Annotated in this window: 14 protein-coding genes; 10 read left to right on the forward strand and 4 right to left on the reverse strand. The window is 66.5% G+C overall.

Annotation, left to right across the window (positions count from 1 at the left end; translation table 11 throughout):
- The first annotated feature begins 200 nt into the window (after positions 1-200).
- From trxA to ABD974_RS16840, 7 genes are all read left to right on the forward strand, one after another.
- Positions 201-527: a thioredoxin gene (trxA, locus tag ABD974_RS16810; RefSeq protein WP_345304498.1), complete on the forward strand. Its 327-nt coding sequence runs from the start codon at positions 201-203 to the stop codon at positions 525-527.
- Between the two features lie 302 nt (positions 528-829).
- Positions 830-2,584 (forward strand): transcription termination factor Rho, encoded by a 1,755-nt coding sequence (gene rho / locus ABD974_RS16815; protein WP_345304544.1) that lies wholly within the window; start codon positions 830-832, stop codon positions 2,582-2,584.
- Between the two features lie 147 nt (positions 2,585-2,731).
- Entirely contained in the window at positions 2,732-3,142 is a 411-nt protein-coding gene (locus ABD974_RS16820; protein ID WP_345304499.1) for a hypothetical protein, read from the forward strand.
- Positions 3,143-3,521: 379 nt separating this feature from the next.
- Positions 3,522-5,558, forward strand: coding sequence for an elongation factor G (gene fusA, locus ABD974_RS16825; RefSeq protein ID WP_345304500.1), 2,037 nt, complete (start codon positions 3,522-3,524; stop codon positions 5,556-5,558).
- Positions 5,559-5,749: 191 nt separating this feature from the next.
- Positions 5,750-7,015, forward strand: coding sequence for a TolB family protein (locus ABD974_RS16830; protein ID WP_345304501.1), 1,266 nt, complete (start codon positions 5,750-5,752; stop codon positions 7,013-7,015).
- 535 nt (positions 7,016-7,550) lie between these two features.
- The gene (locus ABD974_RS16835; RefSeq protein WP_345304502.1) at positions 7,551-8,564 is read left to right on the forward strand and encodes an SPFH domain-containing protein; all 1,014 of its coding nucleotides are present in this window, start codon (positions 7,551-7,553) and stop codon (positions 8,562-8,564) included.
- Between the two features lie 5 nt (positions 8,565-8,569).
- Entirely contained in the window at positions 8,570-9,511 is a 942-nt protein-coding gene (locus tag ABD974_RS16840) for a diacylglycerol kinase catalytic domain-containing protein (protein WP_345304545.1), read from the forward strand.
- A 135-nt stretch (positions 9,512-9,646) separates the two neighbouring features.
- On the opposite strand, the gene ABD974_RS16845 is transcribed toward ABD974_RS16840, so the two are convergent.
- Positions 9,647-11,689, reverse strand: coding sequence for a S8 family peptidase (locus ABD974_RS16845; protein ID WP_345304503.1), 2,043 nt, complete (start codon positions 11,687-11,689; stop codon positions 9,647-9,649).
- Positions 11,690-12,166: 477 nt separating this feature from the next.
- Here ABD974_RS16845 and ABD974_RS16850 point away from each other — a divergent pair, with 477 nt between their 5' ends.
- Positions 12,167-12,730 (forward strand): SH3 domain-containing protein, encoded by a 564-nt coding sequence (locus ABD974_RS16850; protein WP_345304504.1) that lies wholly within the window; start codon positions 12,167-12,169, stop codon positions 12,728-12,730.
- 22 nt (positions 12,731-12,752) lie between these two features.
- Entirely contained in the window at positions 12,753-13,712 is a 960-nt protein-coding gene (locus ABD974_RS16855; protein WP_345304505.1) for a ComEC/Rec2 family competence protein, read from the forward strand.
- A gap of 250 nt (positions 13,713-13,962) precedes the next feature.
- On the opposite strand, the gene ABD974_RS16860 is transcribed toward ABD974_RS16855, so the two are convergent.
- Complete coding sequence (locus ABD974_RS16860; RefSeq protein WP_345304506.1) at positions 13,963-14,829, reverse strand: hypothetical protein; 867 nt, start codon at positions 14,827-14,829, stop codon at positions 13,963-13,965.
- A gap of 84 nt (positions 14,830-14,913) precedes the next feature.
- Complete coding sequence (locus tag ABD974_RS16865; protein WP_345304507.1) at positions 14,914-15,513, reverse strand: short chain dehydrogenase; 600 nt, start codon at positions 15,511-15,513, stop codon at positions 14,914-14,916.
- A gap of 136 nt (positions 15,514-15,649) precedes the next feature.
- Here ABD974_RS16865 and ABD974_RS16870 point away from each other — a divergent pair, with 136 nt between their 5' ends.
- Positions 15,650-16,540 (forward strand): LysR family transcriptional regulator, encoded by an 891-nt coding sequence (locus tag ABD974_RS16870; protein ID WP_345304508.1) that lies wholly within the window; start codon positions 15,650-15,652, stop codon positions 16,538-16,540.
- Between the two features lie 33 nt (positions 16,541-16,573).
- Here the strand turns inward: ABD974_RS16870 and ABD974_RS16875 are convergent, their stop codons facing one another.
- On the reverse strand, positions 16,574-17,425 hold the full coding sequence (locus ABD974_RS16875; RefSeq protein WP_345304509.1) for an energy transducer TonB: 852 nt from the start codon (positions 17,423-17,425) through the stop codon (positions 16,574-16,576).
- Positions 17,426-17,447 lie beyond the last annotated feature (22 nt).

Below are 17,447 nucleotides of genomic sequence, written 5' to 3' on the forward strand. Positions count from 1 at the left end.
CGCACTGCTTGGGATGTGGCGCTCGGCTGCCGGGCGGAGCCCTTGAAGCCGGCGATGCAAGCCCGCAGTGTAGCAGCCAGCGACCCCAGCCCGTGACCCCGGCCCGTGACACCTGCCCATTCGCACCGGGCCGCCCTTTCCGACCCTCTCGTACACACCCGTGGCGCCACCGTGGCGTCCGCCAGATCCGGAGACCCCCAGTGAGCGACAAGATTGCCCATGCCACCGACGCCGATTTCGACGCACTCGTCCTGCAGTCCGATGTGCCTGTCCTGGTGGACTTCTGGGCGCCGTGGTGCACCCCCTGCAAGATGATCGCCCCGTTTCTGGACCAGCTCGCCGACGAATACGAAGGTCGCGCCAAGGTCGTGAAGGTCGATATCGAGGCGCACCCGAACCTCGGCCGCCGTTTCAATGCCCGCAGCATCCCGATGCTGCTCACGTTCAAGAACGGCCAGGTGCACGGCACCCAGATCGGCGCCGTCGGCAAGCCGCACCTCGCCCAGCTGATCGACAAGGCGCTCTGAACGCCCTTCCGCCGCGACCGGCCGCAACCCGCCGCCGGTCGCGGCGCATGAACCCCGCTTCAGTCCGGTGCTTGCCGCGGGCGCACGCGGGTGCTAGCTTCTAGCCAACGACGCGCCACCGGCGCCGTATTTCCACGCATCTCCCGTCTTTCCGACCACCCACTCCTGATCCCGTCCGCGCACCGCGGGCGCTCGCAGCAGCGAGGATTTCCGCTTTGTCCGACCAGACTCCCGAATCCGGCGATACCGCCGGGAAACGCGTGCGCAAGCCGCGTGTCGCCAAGACCGCCGTCCAGACCAGCATGCCCCTCCCCGAGGCGCCGCAGCCGGTCGCACCGCCTCCGCCGCCCGCGCCCGCACCGCCTCTGCCGCCTCCGGCCGCCGAATTTTCGGCGCCCGCGCCCAGCGCACCGGCCCCCCCGGTTCCGCAAGCCCCGAAGGCCCCGCAAGCTCCGCAGGTCGAGCCTGCAGGCGGCCATCCGCCCGCCCAGAACAGTCCGCAGCAGAATGGCCCGCAGCAGAACACCTCGCAGCAGAGCGGCCAACCGCAGGGCGGCCAGGCCCAGGGCGGCTTCCAGAACAACAACGACGGCGGCGAGCAGGGCGGCGACCAGCAGCGCTTCAACAACCGCCGCGACCGCTTCCGCAACCGCCGGGATCGTGATCGTGATCGCGGCGGTTTCCGCGGCCGCGACCAGAACGAAGGCGGCGAAGGCGTCAGCCAGGACGCCGGCAGCTTCCAGCAGCAGCCGTTCCAGCCGCGTTCGCTGTCGACCGTGCCCGAGGGCTTCCCGCAGTATTCGCTGAGCGACCTCAAGCGCATGCCGATGCCCAAGCTGCTCGACATCGCCGAGCAGCTGAGCATCCACGAAGGCGTGGCCCGCGCGCGCAAGCAGGACGTGATCTTCGCGCTGCTGAAGGTGTTGACCCGCCACGGTGAAGGCGTCGCTGCCGACGGCGTGCTGGAAATCCTGCCCGACGGCTACGGCTTCCTGCGCGCCGCCGAGGCCAGCTACCTCGCCGGCCCGGACGACGTCTACATCTCGCCCAGCCAGATCCGCCGCTTCAACCTGCGCACCGGCGACTACCTCGCCGGCCGCATCCGCTGGCCGAAGGACGGCGAACGTTACTTCGCGCTGGCGGTGGTCGACACCATCAACAGCGAGCCGCCGGAAGCCTCGAAGAACAAGATCCTGTTCGAGAACCTCACGCCGCTGTTCCCGCGCCGCCGCTTCAGGCTCGAGCGCGGCGACGGCAGCACCGAAGACATCACCGGCCGCATCCTCGATCTGATGGCGCCGCAGGGCAAGGGTCAGCGCTCGCTGATCGTGTCTCCGCCCAAGGCGGGCAAGACCATGATGATGCAGCAGATCGCCAGCGCCATCACCTACAACCACCCCGACGTGCACATGATCGTGCTGCTCGTCGACGAGCGTCCGGAAGAAGTGACCGAAATGCAGCGCACCGTGCGCGGCGAAGTGGTCAGCTCCACCTTCGACGAACCCGCCGCCCGCCACGTGCAGGTCGCGGAAATGGTGATCGAACGCGCCAAGCGCCTGGTCGAGCACAAGAAGGACGTGGTCATCCTGCTCGATTCGATCACCCGTCTCGCCCGCGCCTACAACAACGTCGTGCCCAGCTCCGGCAAGGTGCTGACCGGTGGCGTCGACGCCAACGCCCTGCATCGCCCGAAGCGCTTCTTCGGCGCCGCGCGCAACGTCGAGGAAGGCGGCTCGCTGACCATCATCGCCACTGCCCTGGTCGATACCGGCAGCGCGATGGACAAGGTGATCTACGAAGAGTTCAAGGGCACCGGCAACTCGGAAATCCATCTGGATCGCCGCATCACCGAGAAGCGCGTCTACCCCGCGATCGCGGTCAACCTCTCCGGCACCCGCCGCGAAGACCTGCTGATCGAACCGGACCTGCTGCAGAAGATCTGGATCCTGCGCAAGCTGCTGCACGGCATGGACGAGATCGCGGCGATGGAATTCCTGCTCGACAAGATGAAGACCACCAAGTCGAACGACGAGTTCTTCACTTCGATGCGTCGCTGACGATACACATGTCATCCCGAGCCCCATCGGGGCGAGGGACCTGCTGTTCACTGCTCGCTTCCAACGAAACGCCCCGCATTGCGGGGCGTTTCGTTTGAGATGATGATGCGCGGCATGTTCCCGGACACATTTTTCCGGACTTCATCCATGACTAGACTCAGCCCGGTTACCGTTGCCTTGCGGACGCTCAACGGCGAACAATTGCCGCCGCGTTGCCGGATTACCCGCGAGCAGGCGCGAGACTATCTGGTGACATTGAGCGGCCACGATTTCGGATTCGATGCTGGAATGTGGACGGCATGGTCGCACGTGCTGCCGGAGCGCGACGGGCAGGAGCATGTCGGCATCCTCGTGTCGCGGGATACGAACGGCGAAATCCTCATCGGCTTGGAAGGTGGTCGAACGTGCCGCGCGATCATCCCGAGGACAGTCTTTCGTCGCATCGGCTTTGTGAAGCCCGGTGTGCGGTTGCGCGTTCTGTTGCGACCGCTTGGGTGTTCCCAGATCGTCGGGCTGGCGGAATCGTCTGTGCCCGAAAGAGAGGACGGTCATGATTGACGTCACACTGCCGCGCGCGCAGAATGCGCGCCTTCCTCCATCACCCGGCCATGGTCATGACGCGGACGCCGCTCCTGATTCTGCTGAACCGCCGCCAGCGCGAACGCGCGGGCCGGGTGCGCCTGCCTTCCGTGACCGATGGCCCTGGATCGAACTGATCCCGGCCCGCGACACGCGATACGCACAAGCACCCGCAAGGGTGCTTTTTTGTTGCCCGCGATTCTTTTGCGGACCCGCTTTTTCCAGACCCCGAACACCACCGAAGACCTCCAGGGAGAACGTGCCATGAGCATCGCCGCCGAGACCGAACCCTAGCCGCACGTCCCGTCGCCAACCGGGGCGTGCGGCCCCGCATGTTGGCGATACATGGAATGGCTTCATGAACACCACGACACTTTCGCGCTGGCGCAACCTCGGCATCATCGCCCACATCGACGCCGGCAAGACCACCCTCACCGAACGCCTGCTGTACGCTTCCGGCGCGATCCATCGCGTCGGCGAAGTCCACGACGGCGCGGCCACCACCGATTTCTCCGAGATCGAACGCAAGCGCGGCATCACCATCGGCGCCGCGGCCGTGCGCATCGACTGGACGCCGCCGGGCGAAGCGCCGCATCGGCTCAGCCTCATCGACACGCCGGGCCACATCGATTTCGCGATCGAAGTGGAACGTTCGCTGCGCGTGCTCGACGGCGCGGTCGCGGTCTTTTCCGCGGTCGACGGCGTGCAGCCGCAATCCGAAACGGTGTGGCGCCAGGCGCAGCGGCACGGCGTGCCCCGCATCGCGTTCGTCAACAAGATGGACCGTGCCGGCGCGGACTTCGATCGCACGCTCGCGCAATTGCGCGAGAAGCTCGACGCCAATCCGTGGCCGCTCGGCATCCCGCTGGGCAGCGAGGCGGCGTTCGATGGCTGGGTCGATCTCGTCGACCGCAGCGTCTTGCGTTGGACCGACGACGGCGACACCGTGCGGCATCCGTGGGGCGACGACGAAGCGACGAGGTATGCCGACGCCCGTGCGCGCCTGATCGAAGCGGTGGCCGGGCACGACGAATCGCTCGCCGACGCCTGGCTCGCCGAACGCGCCATCGACGATGCGATGCTGCGCGCGGCGATCCGTCGCGGCACGCTGGCGGGCCTCGGCGTGCCGGTGCTCGCGGGTTCCGCGATCCGCAACAAGGGCATCGTCACGCTGCTGGACGCCATCGTGCATTACCTGCCTTCGCCGCTGGATCGTCCGGCGACGAGCGCGGTGCGCGACGGCATCGAGACGCGATTGCCCGCGGATCCCGCGGGCCCGCTCGCGGCGCTGGTGTTCAAGATCGCGCACCACGCGCATGGGCCGGTGACGTACGTGCGCGTGTACTCGGGCACGCTGCGGGTGGGCGCGACGGTATGGTGTTCGCGGCAGGATCGCGCGCGTCGCATCGGTCGTCTCGCCATCGTGCAGGCCGCGCGCACGCACGATGTCGATGAGGCCGTCGCGGGCGAGATCGTCGCGATCCTCGGCTGGAAAGACGCGGTGAGCGGCGAAACGCTGAGCGCCGATGACATGCGGCTGGTGCTCGACAGCATCCAGGCGCAGCCGGCGGTGCTGTCGTGGCGGCTCGCCGCGAAGGACGCGAACGACCTGATGCGGCTGGGCCAGGGATTGGCCGGGCTGGCGCAGGAAGATCCCTCGTTCCGCGTCCAGGCCGACCCCGACACCGGCGAAACGCTGGTCTGGGGCATGGGCGAGCTGCATCTCGAAGTGATGGTCGAGCGTCTTCGCAACGACTGGAACGTCGAGGTGCGTACCGACGCGCCGCGCGTGGCCTATCAGGAAACGCCGCGGATGGCCGTGCGCGGCGTCGAAGGCAAGGTGGTGAAGCGCAACGGCGGCGTCGGCATGTTCGCGCGCGTGATCGTCGATGTCGCCCCGCGCGACGACGGCCTGGTCACGTTCGAGGACCGCAGCGTCGGCGGCGCGGTGCCGAAGGCGTTCGTGGCGGCGACCGAAAAAGGCGTGCGCGCGGCGTTGATGGAAGGCCCGCGCGGTCACCCGGTCGTCGGCATCGCGGTGACGCTGGTCGACGGCGAAACCCATGCGGTCGACTCGTCCGACATGGCGTTCCAGCGCGCGGCATCGGACGCCGTGCGTGCGGCGCTCGCGCAGGCGGGCACCACGTTGCTGGAGCCGGTGATGGCGCTCGCCATCGACACCCCGGCCGCGCACGTGGGCGACGTGATCGGCGACGTGCAGCGTCGCAACGGCCGCGTGGCGGCGATCGAGGACAAGGGCGCCCGCGCCGATGTGCTCGCGCATGCCCCGCTGGCCGCGCTCTCCGGCTACACCACGGCCCTGCGTTCGCTCACCCAGGGCCGCGCCCAGGCCAGCATGGTCTTCCACGCATACGAGGAAGCGCGCGTGGATTGAGCGCAACCGCACCGCAGGGACGCGACACGGAGGCGCCGGGACACCGGCGCCTCCGCTTTTCGGGCGCCCGTTCGAGTCGCGATCGATCCCGGTCCTTCCGTGCGCGCGGGTGCCGCGACAACGCACCGCGTCGGCTGGACGCTCCGCCGCACGCCATGGACAATGGCCGAGGCATCCTGCGGGTCCTCTCCATGCATCTTCTCCTCATCGCCATCGTCGTCGCGGTTCTGCTGTATTGGGTGTCGAGTCAGCGCCGGGGCGATCGGTCGCAGGCGGACGGCTGGGCGGCGGCGAAACCGCAGGCCAGCACCCGGCGGGTCGCGTTCGTCGCCAACGGCAAGATGTTCTATGCGGACGCGGGCGCGCCGCCGCGGGAGATCCACAGCCCGCATGTGCAGGCCGCGATGGATCGGCTCGAACGCTCGCGCGAGCGCCATGCCTGGAAGGAGGGCACGACCTTTTCCGTGCGCGCCGGCGGCACCTGGCGCGAAGGACCGGGGCGCGAACTGGCGCTGCTGGCCACGTCGGTGCAATTCGCGCCCGAGGGCCGGCTGGTCTACTTCCTGCGCGACAACAGCATGGGCGGACTGTTCGAGCAGGACATCGCCAGCGGCAAGGAGCGCCGCCTGATCCATCGCCAGAATCTGCTGCTCGACGATCTGCGCCTGAGCGCGGACGGTCTGCGCCTGTTGTGCAGCCAGCAGTCCGGCAACGGCGCCGCCAACATCGTCAGCATGGGCGTGGAAGGCGACGACCTGCGCGAACTCACCGGCGGCGACACCATCGACACCTCGCCCTGCTGGGTGCCAGGTCAGGACGGTCGGTTGGTCTTCCAGTCCGCGGGCCTGGCGCGCGGCCCCGAAGGACACGTGGTCGCGATCGGACCGGCGGCCATCCAGTTGCTGGACACGCGTACCGGCGAACTGAGTCCCGTGTTCGAGGATCAGCGCTTCGATTTCCTGCAGCCGCGGGTGACGGCGGACGGCAGTCTGCTGTTCATCCGCCGGCCCTACGAAGGGCAACGCTACCGCGGCAACGACATCCTGCTCGATGCGCTGCTGTTTCCGTTCCGGCTGCTGCGCACGTTGTTCCACTTCCTCAATTTCCAGTCGCTGGTCTATTCGCGCAAACCGCTGACCTCGGCGACCGGCCCGCAGTACGACTCCGATCTGAAGGACATCCTGCTCAAGGGCCGGCGGATCGACGCCGACGCCGCGATGCGCAGCAGCAAGCGCGTGCACGGCGTGCCCTCGCTGGTGCCGGACAGCTGGAAGCTGGTCTGGCGCAGCGAGCACGGCGAGGAGCGCGTGCTCGCCAGTCATGTGGCTTCGTTCGATCTCACCGCGGACGGTGGCGTGATCTATTCCAACGGTTTCGGCGTGTTCGCGCTGCATCCCGGCGGTGAGCCGAGTCTGGTGTTGCGCGACAAATTGATCGCGGAAGTCGTGTCCGGTTGACGGTGTTCGATCGCTGCATCATGCAGCAATCGGCACAGGTGACGCATGGTGCCGAGGTGAAGCTTGGAACCTTTTTCGCGCTGGTGCGCGAGTGACTTTCTTTGGCGCAAAGAAAGTCACCAAAGAAACACTCAGGTCCAATTCAAATCTGCCGCCTGCAAGGTGGCCGGAATTTTTCTACGAGGCATCCTTGCCTCGTAGAAAAACGGCGCACGTCCTGTGCGCCGCCCCCCGGGTTTTCGATCGAAGGTCGATGCACCGACCGAGCAGGCGCCGGGACGATGCAGTCCACTGAAAATTCACGGATTCCCATCAAATCCGGGTCGCCCATGATCTGATTTGACGGCTGAAAATTCGAAGCTTCAATCGATCTTCATTGAAATATCCATCCGTGCCCGTGGCTCTGCTTCCACCAATTCCCTTGGCCACGCCCCCCTCGATTGCATCAATGTGGGCCGGTCCGTTTCAGAGGGTTTGATTCGGCATATCATTCGACTTTCGCATCCCGTCGAAGCCGGTCCCAGGAGAGCCCCGCATGTTCGGTTTCCGCTACGTCAAATCCTCGCCGAGCCATTACCTGCTGCAGTACAAGGACGGCAAGGTGGTGCGCGAGGGCACCGGCCTGGCGTTCTTCTACTTCGCGCCGGCGTCGACGCTGGTCAGCGTGCCGCTGACGGCGGTCGACGTGCCCTTCATGTTCGAAGAGACCACCCGCGATTTCCAGGCGGTGACGCTGCAGGGGCAGGTGGGGTATCGAATCGCATCGCCGAAGACGCTGGCCGAACAGCAGAACTTCGTGCTGGAACCGAACGGCGCCTACGCCTCGGAAGATCCAGAACGCCTGCCGATGCGCGTGCTCAACGCGGTGAAGGCGCAGTTCCGCGCGCTGCTGCAGGAAGCCGATCTGCGCGAAGTGCTGCACGGCACCGAGCAGTTGTCGAAGACCGCGCGCCAGGGCCTGGCCGCGGCGCCCGCGCTGGCGGCGCTGGGCATCGAGATCGTCGATCTCGCGCTGCTCGCGGTGAAGCCCACGCCGGAAACCGCGCGCGCGCTGGAAGCGCCGGTGCGCGAAGACATCCTCAAGCAGGCCGACGACGCCACCTACGCCCGCCGCAACGCGGCCATCGCGCAGGAACAGATGATCAAGGAAAGCGAACTGCGCAGCGAACTGGTGGTCGAGCAGAAACGCCGCCAGGTACGCGAGACCGAAGTCGAATCGCAGCGCGTCATCCTCGAGAAGCAACAGGAGATGCAGGCGCAGGAAATCGCCGGCAACGTGAGGCTGGAAGAACAGAACGGCGAGCTGGTGCGCCTGCAGTCCGAGAACCGCAAGCGTGAGGCCGACGTACGCGCATACGCCATGCGCGCGCTGGTCGAAGCGATCAAGGACATGGACCCGCGCGCGCTGCAGGCGATGATGTTCGGCCAGGCCAGCCCGGAAACGCTGATGGCGCTGGGCCTGCAGAACATCGCCGACAACGCGGTGAAGATCGGCGAGTTCAACTTCTCGCCCGACCTGCTGCGGCAGATGGCCGGCAAGAGCAAGTGACCGCGATGCGCGACCAGGCGCAGGACCGCAAGATCGTCCTGGTGACCCGGCGCACGCGACTGCAGGAACTGGTCGCGCGCTACAACACCGTCGAGCAGGCGCGGTTCCAGGCCGAGCATCTGGGCATGGACTTCGAGGATTTCCTGCTCGAAGACGCGACCTATCGCGCCGCCGTCGCCAGCGTCGAGCGCACGCTGCGCGCGCACGGTCGCCTGCAACCGCTGGATCGCGGTTTCCTGCCGAATTTCCTGTTTCCGCCGGACTGCACCGTGGTCGTCCTCGGCCAGGACGGGCTGGTCGCCAACACCCTGAAGTATCTCGACGCGCAGCCGGTGATCGCGATCAATCCCGATCCGGCGCGCTTCGACGGCGTGCTGCTGCCGTTCGCGCCGGAGACGCTGCCGACACTGTTGCCGGATGTCTGGCGCGGCCAGCGCCCGATCCGCGAGATCAGCATGGCCCGCGCGCGGCTCACCGACGGCCAGGAACTGCTCGCGGTCAACGATTTCTTCATCGGCGCGCGCAGCCACGTCTCCGCGCGCTACGAACTCGCGCAGGGCGATCGCCACGAACGGCAGTCGTCGAGCGGCGTGATCGTCTCCACCGGCCTCGGTTCCACCGGTTGGTTGCGCAGCGTGCTCACCGGCGCCACCGCCGTCGCCGGCGGACGTCCCTCGAAGCACACGCAGGCCCTGCGCGAACATGGCTTCGCCTGGGACGCGCGGCAACTCGTTTTCAGCGTGCGCGAGCCCTTCCCCAGCCGCTGGAGCCAGGCGGCGCTGGTGTTCGGCGAAATCGACCCGGCGACCCCGCTGCGCATCCGTTCGCTGATGCCCGACGGCGGCGTCATCTTCAGCGACGGCATCGAAAGCGACGGCCTCGAATTCCGCTCCGGCATGGAAGCGACGATCGACCTCGCGGACAAGCGGGGGCGGTTGCTGCAGTGAATGCGGCGCAGCGAACGCCCGCATTCGACTTCACGGACGAGGAAGACCGCGAAAAGAGGGGTGTCCCGGTTTTGCTCCTCCGCGATTGTTTCCAACTGCCGGATGCCCGTGAAGGCACCCGGCAGCGTCGGGCCATCAGCGCAACTTCGCCTCTTCCTGCAGCGCTTGTTCGACAACCCCACCTTCGGCGAACACCGGGTCGCCCGTGGTGCCGACATCGAACAGGCAGTCCTTCAGCAGTTTCTCGTCCTTGATGCGTGCGCAGACCTGTTTCGCGAGATCCACGTTCTTCGGATCCATCGGCGGCACCTTGTCCGCGGGGAAGGGTTCGCTGACGAAATTGTCCGGCGTCACTTCCTTGTCGTAGTCGAAGAGACTTTCATTGGCCGTCCCTTCTTCCGGCGCGCGCGTCGTCCTTCCCGACAGGTTGCGCGCGGCCAGGCGCTTGGTCACGCGCCATTTGTCCGCGAAGCCCGGGCTCAGCCACTCGTTCGGCTTGAGCACGCCCATGATGCCGTCGGTGGCCATCGTGCCGTAGGCGCGGACATTGAGATACCACACGTTCCCGTAGGGCCAGAAATACGCGTTGGCGGTCATCCTCGTGCCGTCGGGGAAATCGATCGCGATGCCGGTACTGCCCAGCGGCGACACCTTGCCGCCGACGCCGAGCGCGATGCCGCCCGGCGGCAGCGAGGTGACGGCGCCGTCGATTCGCAGTTGCAGACCGGACGGATCGGGGCTCACGCCGGTGCCGGGTTGCCAGGTCACGCGATGCTTGCCGACACGCGCGGCGACGGCGGTGTTGACGCTGACCCAGGGCAGGCCGTCCACCGGCCGCTGCCGGGTCTGGAACTCCATGCCCTGCCCGCGCAGTGCGACGAATTCGCCACCGGTCTGGAAGTCGTAGTACAGGCCGTTGACGGTCCTGATGTGGGGGTCGCCGTCGTTGTAGCCGTCGTTGAGCGATCCGTAGTGCATCAGTTCGTTGGGCGAGCCCGTGCCGCGGCTGGCCACGCCCGGCCACGTCGGGGCGCCCAGGCCGCCGAAGACATTGTTGGCATTGTGCAGCGCGGCCCGCACTGCCGCAGGTGTGTCTGTCGGGTGGTTCTGCAGGTAGCGTACGGCCGCGCCGACCACGTGCGGCGCGGCCATCGACGTGCCGCTGATCGTGTTGGTGATCGTGTTGTTGCCGATCCACGCGGACGTGATGCTGCTGCCGGGCGCGAACCAGTCGAGGCAGGTGCCCCAGTTCGAGAACGAAGAGCGGGTGTCGGTGCTGGTGGTCGAACCGACCGTGATCATGTCGGGCACGCGTGCCGGCGAGAAGCCGCAGGCATCGGCGTTGCTGTTGCCCGCCGCGACCACGACGGTGACGCCGCCATCGTGCAAGGCCTGGGCTGCGGCATCGAGCGAGGGGGCATCCGGGTGGCTGCCGATGACACCCAGACTCATGTTCACGACCGCGGGCAGGATCTGATTGCCGGCGACCCAGTTCATCCCTGCGATGACCGTCGACACGGCCGTCGTGTTGCCGCAGCCGAAGACGCGGACGGGATGGATCGTGACGTCCTTCGCGATGCCGTAGGTCGTGCCGCCGATGGTGCCGGACACGTGCGTGCCATGACCGTTGCAATCGCCGACGCCGCCGCCGATGAAGTCCATGCCCGCGCCGATGCTGCCGGTGAATTCGTTGTGGGTGAGGTTGATGCCCGAATCGATGACGTACGCGTGGACGCCGGCGCCGGTGGTGTCGTAGGTGTACCAGCCGTCCAGCGGCAGCAGGCGCCGATCGACGCGATCGAGCCCCCAGGTCGCGCCGGTCTGGATCGTGTCCAGCGTGGCGATGCCGTCCTGTTCGACATAGGCCACGCGGGGGTCGGCCAGCAGCGCCGCAAGCGCGGCGCTGTCGGCCTTCACGACGAAACCGCGCAGGACGCGGTCGAAACTGCGCACCAGGCTGACGCGATGCTGGGCGGCGATCGATTTCGCGGCGTCTGGCACGCGTGCCGCCCGATTGGACTCGCCCACCAGGCTGGCCGCCTGCGGTTTGAGCACGACGATGTACTGGCCATCGATCGGTTTGTTGGTCGTGTGGAATTCACCCGCAAAAGCGGGCAGTGCGACGGACAGCAGCGCGGCGCCGATCGCGACGGCGATGGGATTGACGTGACATTTCATCTGGGGTTCCTTTTCCATGATGTGAGCAGCGATGCGGGCTGACCTGCCCGCCGATACGGATCGCGTCCTGGAAAGCAAAGGCGATCCCACATGAAGCTCGTCCTTGCTTCATCTCCTGTGATCCGCAGCCGCAGCCTACGCCTGCTTGATTGCGGATGTCATCCCATGATCGACGGCAGTCATGCTGCACGATCAGCCGAATCTATCGACTCGTGAATCATGTGCAAAAAGATCAATGAACAATGTGTGGAAGAGCTGCGTCGCGTTGAAGATCGTGACGAAGATCAGGATGCCAACAACTCCGAATATCCCTGCATCCGACCGGGAAATTCCGCTACACCATGGAAAGGAAATGGCGAGTATGTGTGTCCGGGTCTTCCCGCGATGGCGGCGTGATCTTCAGCGACGGCACTGGCTTCCGTATTGCAGAACCTGCAGTCTGTATGGTGTGTCATATGTCATCGCTCCGGAGGCCTCATGGCAAGGGACCACGTTTACGCAGGAACAGGCGCGGCAGGCAAGGTCTTCGTCCGGGAGAATCCCGACCCGAAGTCCAAAAAACTGCAGCAGCTGATTTGGGGCGACTGGGTCGAAGTGCTTTCCCGGGATCGAGAAGCCGATGGATGGCTTGAGGTGAAGGGACGCGGCGAGCGAGGCTGGCTTCACGTCGACGACTCCCAGGCCGAACGACTGCTCGAGATCAACTTTGTCGATGTCGGCCAAGGTGACGGCGCATTTCTGGTAACTCCGGATGATGAGTTTGCGCTGGTCGACGCTGGCGCCGGAAGCAACATGCGTCGTTTTCTTTCGTGGCGCTTCAACCTAAAGCTCGATCGAAAGGGAGAGCAGGAGTCCGAGCCGCACGAGACGTCGGGCCGGAAGTTGGCACTTGCGTTCGCGGTGATCTCGCATTCGGACCTCGATCACTACGAGGGCTTCCGAGGCTTGTTCTCCTCGCCAGCGTTCACTTTTGATGCCGTTTATCACAACACGCTTGTCGAGCGTCCCGCCGCGCGCGCGCGACAAACTGGGCGCGCGTGAAAAAGTCGGTGGAAGAATGTGCGTGATTGATTTGATAGATACGCACGATCAGCTCACTGAGCTGATGGAGCAGATAGATCATGCCAGCAAAGCCAAATACGTTTCGCTGTTGCGCACCGCGCTTGCATCGAATCGGATCGGCAGAATCGAGGGGCTTTCCCTTGCGTCGGGCCACCTTCCCGGTTATGACCGGATCCACCGTTGTCAGAACGGCAATCCTCTGCGTATCGAGGTGATGGGTCCGGCCGTGGTCGAGGCAGACGGCATGCGCGGATTGCCGTGGTTCCAGGACCCCGGGAAAACCAAGAATGGGCACTCTGTCGTACTGAAGGTCGTTTATGGGAACGTGCGTGTGCTCTTGGGCGGAGACCTCAATGTACCGGCCGAGGAACATCTTCTCGACATTCACGCGGGACCGCTACCGGAAGATGGGGACGTGGCTGCAGAAGAAGCCATGATGCAACGTGCTCGCGCAGCCTTGGAGGTCGACGTGGCTAAATCTTGCCATCATGGGTCCGGAGACTTTTCGACGCGGTTTCTGCGCGCCGTCAATCCGGTCGCGACAGTCATATCGTCAGGCGATGACGAACCGCACTGCCATCCTCGACCTAATACGCTGGGTGCTGTCGGGCGGCATAGCAGAGGCGATCGACCCCTCATCTTTTCCACCGAGCTCTCGCGCTCGACCGCGGAGTACACGAAGCCAGCGATTGCGACCCAGGAAGAGATTCGGCTTCTCGTCGCCAAGCTGCAGGAGGCCGAAGAAGCCGACAAGGCTGCGTTGCAGCGAAAGCTGGACCGGCTGCTGGACCAGGCCGAGCGGAACGTTGCTGTCTACGGGTTGATCGTTGTTCGCACCGATGGGCAGCGGGTGGTCATCGCCCAGAAACTGGAACGTCGCCGCGATGGCACTAGCGAGGAATTTGACCTGCAATGGTTGATGCCGGATGCCAACGGAGTCCTGTCCACGGAAGAGCAGTAGGCTGGGTCATCGATCCGGCATCTCCGCGGAGAATGGTCGTATTGGGCGCATAAGCAAGTAGCCCGGGTAAGCGAAGCGCACCCGGGAGCAATGACAAGAGAACCCCGGGTACGGCCTGCGGCCTTACCCGGGCTGCTTGCTGAGATGCTCGTGCTGGGTGCGAAACATCCAGCCTATGAGGTCTGAATCGTCGCCGGATCGCCGGATAGCGGCCTGAAGGCCGCTCTACCGGTGTTGATGGCCGGAAATTTTACGGCCCATCCAGATCCTGCTCGCCCACCGACCATCGCCCGTCTTTCCACGACATCCGCACGCGGCCGGCGCGGGTGATGTCGTCGCGGTCGGTGCCGCGGACCCAGAGGACGACGGTGTCGCCGTGGCGGCGGCCGCGGAGGACTTCGGGGGCGAGGGGTTGTTCGTCGCGGAGGTCCTTCAGCGTTTCCTTGATGCGTTCGGCGTCGTTGTCGGGCAGGCGCCATTCGGCGGCATCGCCGAGGAAGCCGCGCAGCGTGCGCAGGTCGCCTGTTTTCACCGCGTCGGTGTAGGCGCGGTAGGCGGCACCGGCGTCGCCGCCGCCGGCGGGCAGGGACGTGCCGGGCGGAGTGTGGATCGCGGCGTCGAAGCGCAGGTCGAAGTCGTAGGTCTTGCCGAAGAAATCCTCGGGTTCTTCGAGCCGCCAGCGGCCGGCGATGCGGTCGCGGGTCTGCGTCGTGACCGACAGATCGCCGTAGCCGGAGCTGTTGAACGAATCGCTCGGGTCGTTGCGGCTGTAGTGAAGCCCGCATTCGCCGCCGTCGGGCGGGAGACACACGCGGACGTAGCCGCCGCTGCGTTCGCCGTAGGATTCGCGCGCGCCGTCGTCGGGGTCGAAGGCCGCGGCGATCGTCGCGGGGTCGAGCGGGCGGTCGCTGAGGAAGACGAAGACTTCGTCTTCCTCGGGATCGAGATGTTTCTCGTGACGGACGGCGACCGCATGCGTCAGCGTCACGCCGCTGTCGCCCAGGCGGAAATGCCCGCTGCCGGTGTCGCCGGCCTGCGCCTGCGATGAGTTGCAGGCGAGGAGCGCCGTGAGTGCGAGTGTCGCGAAGCCGTGCGTGTTGAAGCCCTGCGCCGCCATCGTGCGTCTCCCGTGCCTATCCCGTGCCGACCCCGTTCGCAGGATAACGGGATCGGCACGCTCGCGCGGCCGGGCGGTGCAGGATCACGCGATCCGGTAGACCTGCCCGGTCTGTGCGCCTTCGACGCTGCGGCTGAAGCCGAGCGCGGCGCGGGCGGCGGGCACCGCTTCGAAACCGCGGAAGTACGGCGCATAACCGGGCATGGATTCCTGCAGCACGCCGGGGCTGACGGCGTTGATGCGCACGCCGCGCGGCAGTTCCAGCGCCGCGGCGCGGACGAAGCCTTCGATGCCGGCGTTGACCAGCGTGGCCGAGGCGCCGTAGCGGATCGGGTCTTCGGCGAGCACGCCGGTGGTGAGCGTGATCGAACCGCCGTCGGCGAGCAGCGGCGCGGCGAGCAGCGCGAGGTTGACCTGGCCCATCAGCTTGTCGCGCAGGCCGATCTCCCACTGTTCCGGGGTGAGTTCCAGCAGACCGCCGAAGGCGACGTTGCCGGCGGCGGAAATCACCGCATCGAGCTGGCCGGCCCGGGCGAGGGCGGCGGCGATGCTGTCGCGGTCGGTGAGGTCGATGCGCAGGTCGCCGCTGTTGCGGCCGGCGGTGATGAGGGTGTGGCGCGGGCCGAGTTCTTCGGCGACGGCGCGGCCGAGGGTGCCCTGGGCACCGATCAGGAGAATGTTCATGGTGGTTCCTTTGTTTCCGGGAGGCCGGCAATGCCGGCGGTGGAAACAGTCTGCGCCGCCTGAATCCGCTTGATTAGCGGGCCGACCATGGAAATACTGTTGCCATATGGAAACAATATCGACCCGGATCGACCGGATGCTGTGCTTCGCGGCGGTGGCCGAGCGCGGCAGTTTCACCGCGGCCGCGGCGGCGCTGGGCTATTCCAAGGCGCACGTGAGCCGGCAGGTGGCCGAGCTGGAACGCACGCTCGGCGCCGAACTGCTGATCCGCACCACGCGGCGGCTGTCGCTGACGCCGCTGGGGCATCGCTATGCGGAGCAGGCCGCGCGGCTGCGCGGCGCCTACGACGATGCGGAGCAGCTGATCGCCGCCGAACGCAGCGAGGTGCGCGGGCGCCTGCGCATCACGTCGGCGACGACGTTCGGCGAAGTGTTCCTGGTCGATCTGATCGCCGATTTCCAGGCGGCGCATCCGCAGGTCGAGGTCGAGGTCGACCTCAGCATCCTGACCCGCGATCTGCTCGATGGTCATTACGATTTCGCCTTCCGCATCACCCGCACGATGGAGGAGCGGCTGGTGGCGCGCGCGGTCGGATTGATCCGCGAGATCCCGGTCGCGGCGCCCGCACTGCTCGCGGAACGCGGTGTGCCGCGCCGGCCTGCGGATCTGGCGGGGTTGCCGGCGCTGCGCAACAACCATTTTCGCGACGATGCGGAGTGGGTGTTCGTGCGCGGCGGCGACAGCGAGACCGTGCGCCTGCGCACGCCGCTGGCGGTGAACAATTTCAATGCGATCCAGCATGCGGCCGAACGCGGCCTGGGCATCGCGCGGCTGCCGCAGTACCACGTGCACGATGCACTGCGCGAAGGCCGGTTGCAGCGCCTGTTGCCCGACTGGGAGATCGCGCAGCTGCCGATGTATCTGGTGCATCCGCAGCGACGCCATCCGACCCGGCTGCAGACGGTGTTCCGCGCGTTCGCGGTGGCGTGGTTCGATGCGCCGGAACGCCAGGCGCTGTTGCGCTGAGCCCGGCGGCTGCCGGGCCCGGCACGATGCGTCTCAGCCGCCGAGCGGCGAGAGCAGGCGGCGATCGCTGCCCTGGGTGTGCAACTGGTTCGGGGCGAGCGCGTCGGCGTTGTCGGCGGTGATGCCGGCGCTGTCCTGCCACGGCAGGATCCTGCGCGGACCGGGGATGTAGGTTTCCCACTTGCCCGGCTTCGGCATGCGTTGGCCCATCATCGTGAACGCGACCGGCAGGGTGCCGAACCAGTGCGGCGCATCGACATCCGGGCCGGTGGTCGGCGGTTCGAAGGTCCAGCCGCGGATGGCCTTGATGCTGGTCTGCGCGAGCTGGTCCCGCCACTGCGCCATCTCGTCTTCGCTGCCGATGGTGCGCAGATTGACGTGGGTGGCGTCGATGTTCATGACCTTGCCGTCGCGACCGATCTGCACCACGAGATAGACCGTGCCGTTGATCGCGCGCTCCACCAAGTTCTCGGGATACGCCGGCATGCGGCCGCGGCGGGCGATGCGGATGCCCGCTTCCGGCGGCAGGTCGGACGCGAAATTCGCGCTGCGCAGTTCGATCCGGTAATCGCCGTTGTCGAGGCGCTTGGCGACGTACAGCAGGCTCATCTTCGAACGGCTGACCGTGCCGGCGGGCAACTGCACCGGTTCGAACGTCCATTGCGGCGCGAGGCGCGCGGTCATGTCGACGATGCCCTTGGGCAGCGTTTCCGGCGCGTCGAGGGCATGACGCACCACCTTGCCCTCCGCGGTGATGTCGATGGTGCCGCTGACGGACAGGCTGGATTCGGCCTGTCGGCGAATCTCGTCGCGCTTGTCGGCGGCCGATGCCGCGAATGCGACCAGCGGCAGGAGGCAGAGCAGAAGCAGGGTGCGCAGGCGCATGTCGGTCTCTTCGGCAGTGGAT

The organism is Lysobacter hankyongensis, from assembly GCF_039543145.1.
In the GTDB taxonomy this organism is placed as follows: domain Bacteria; phylum Pseudomonadota; class Gammaproteobacteria; order Xanthomonadales; family Xanthomonadaceae; genus Lysobacter_I; species Lysobacter_I hankyongensis.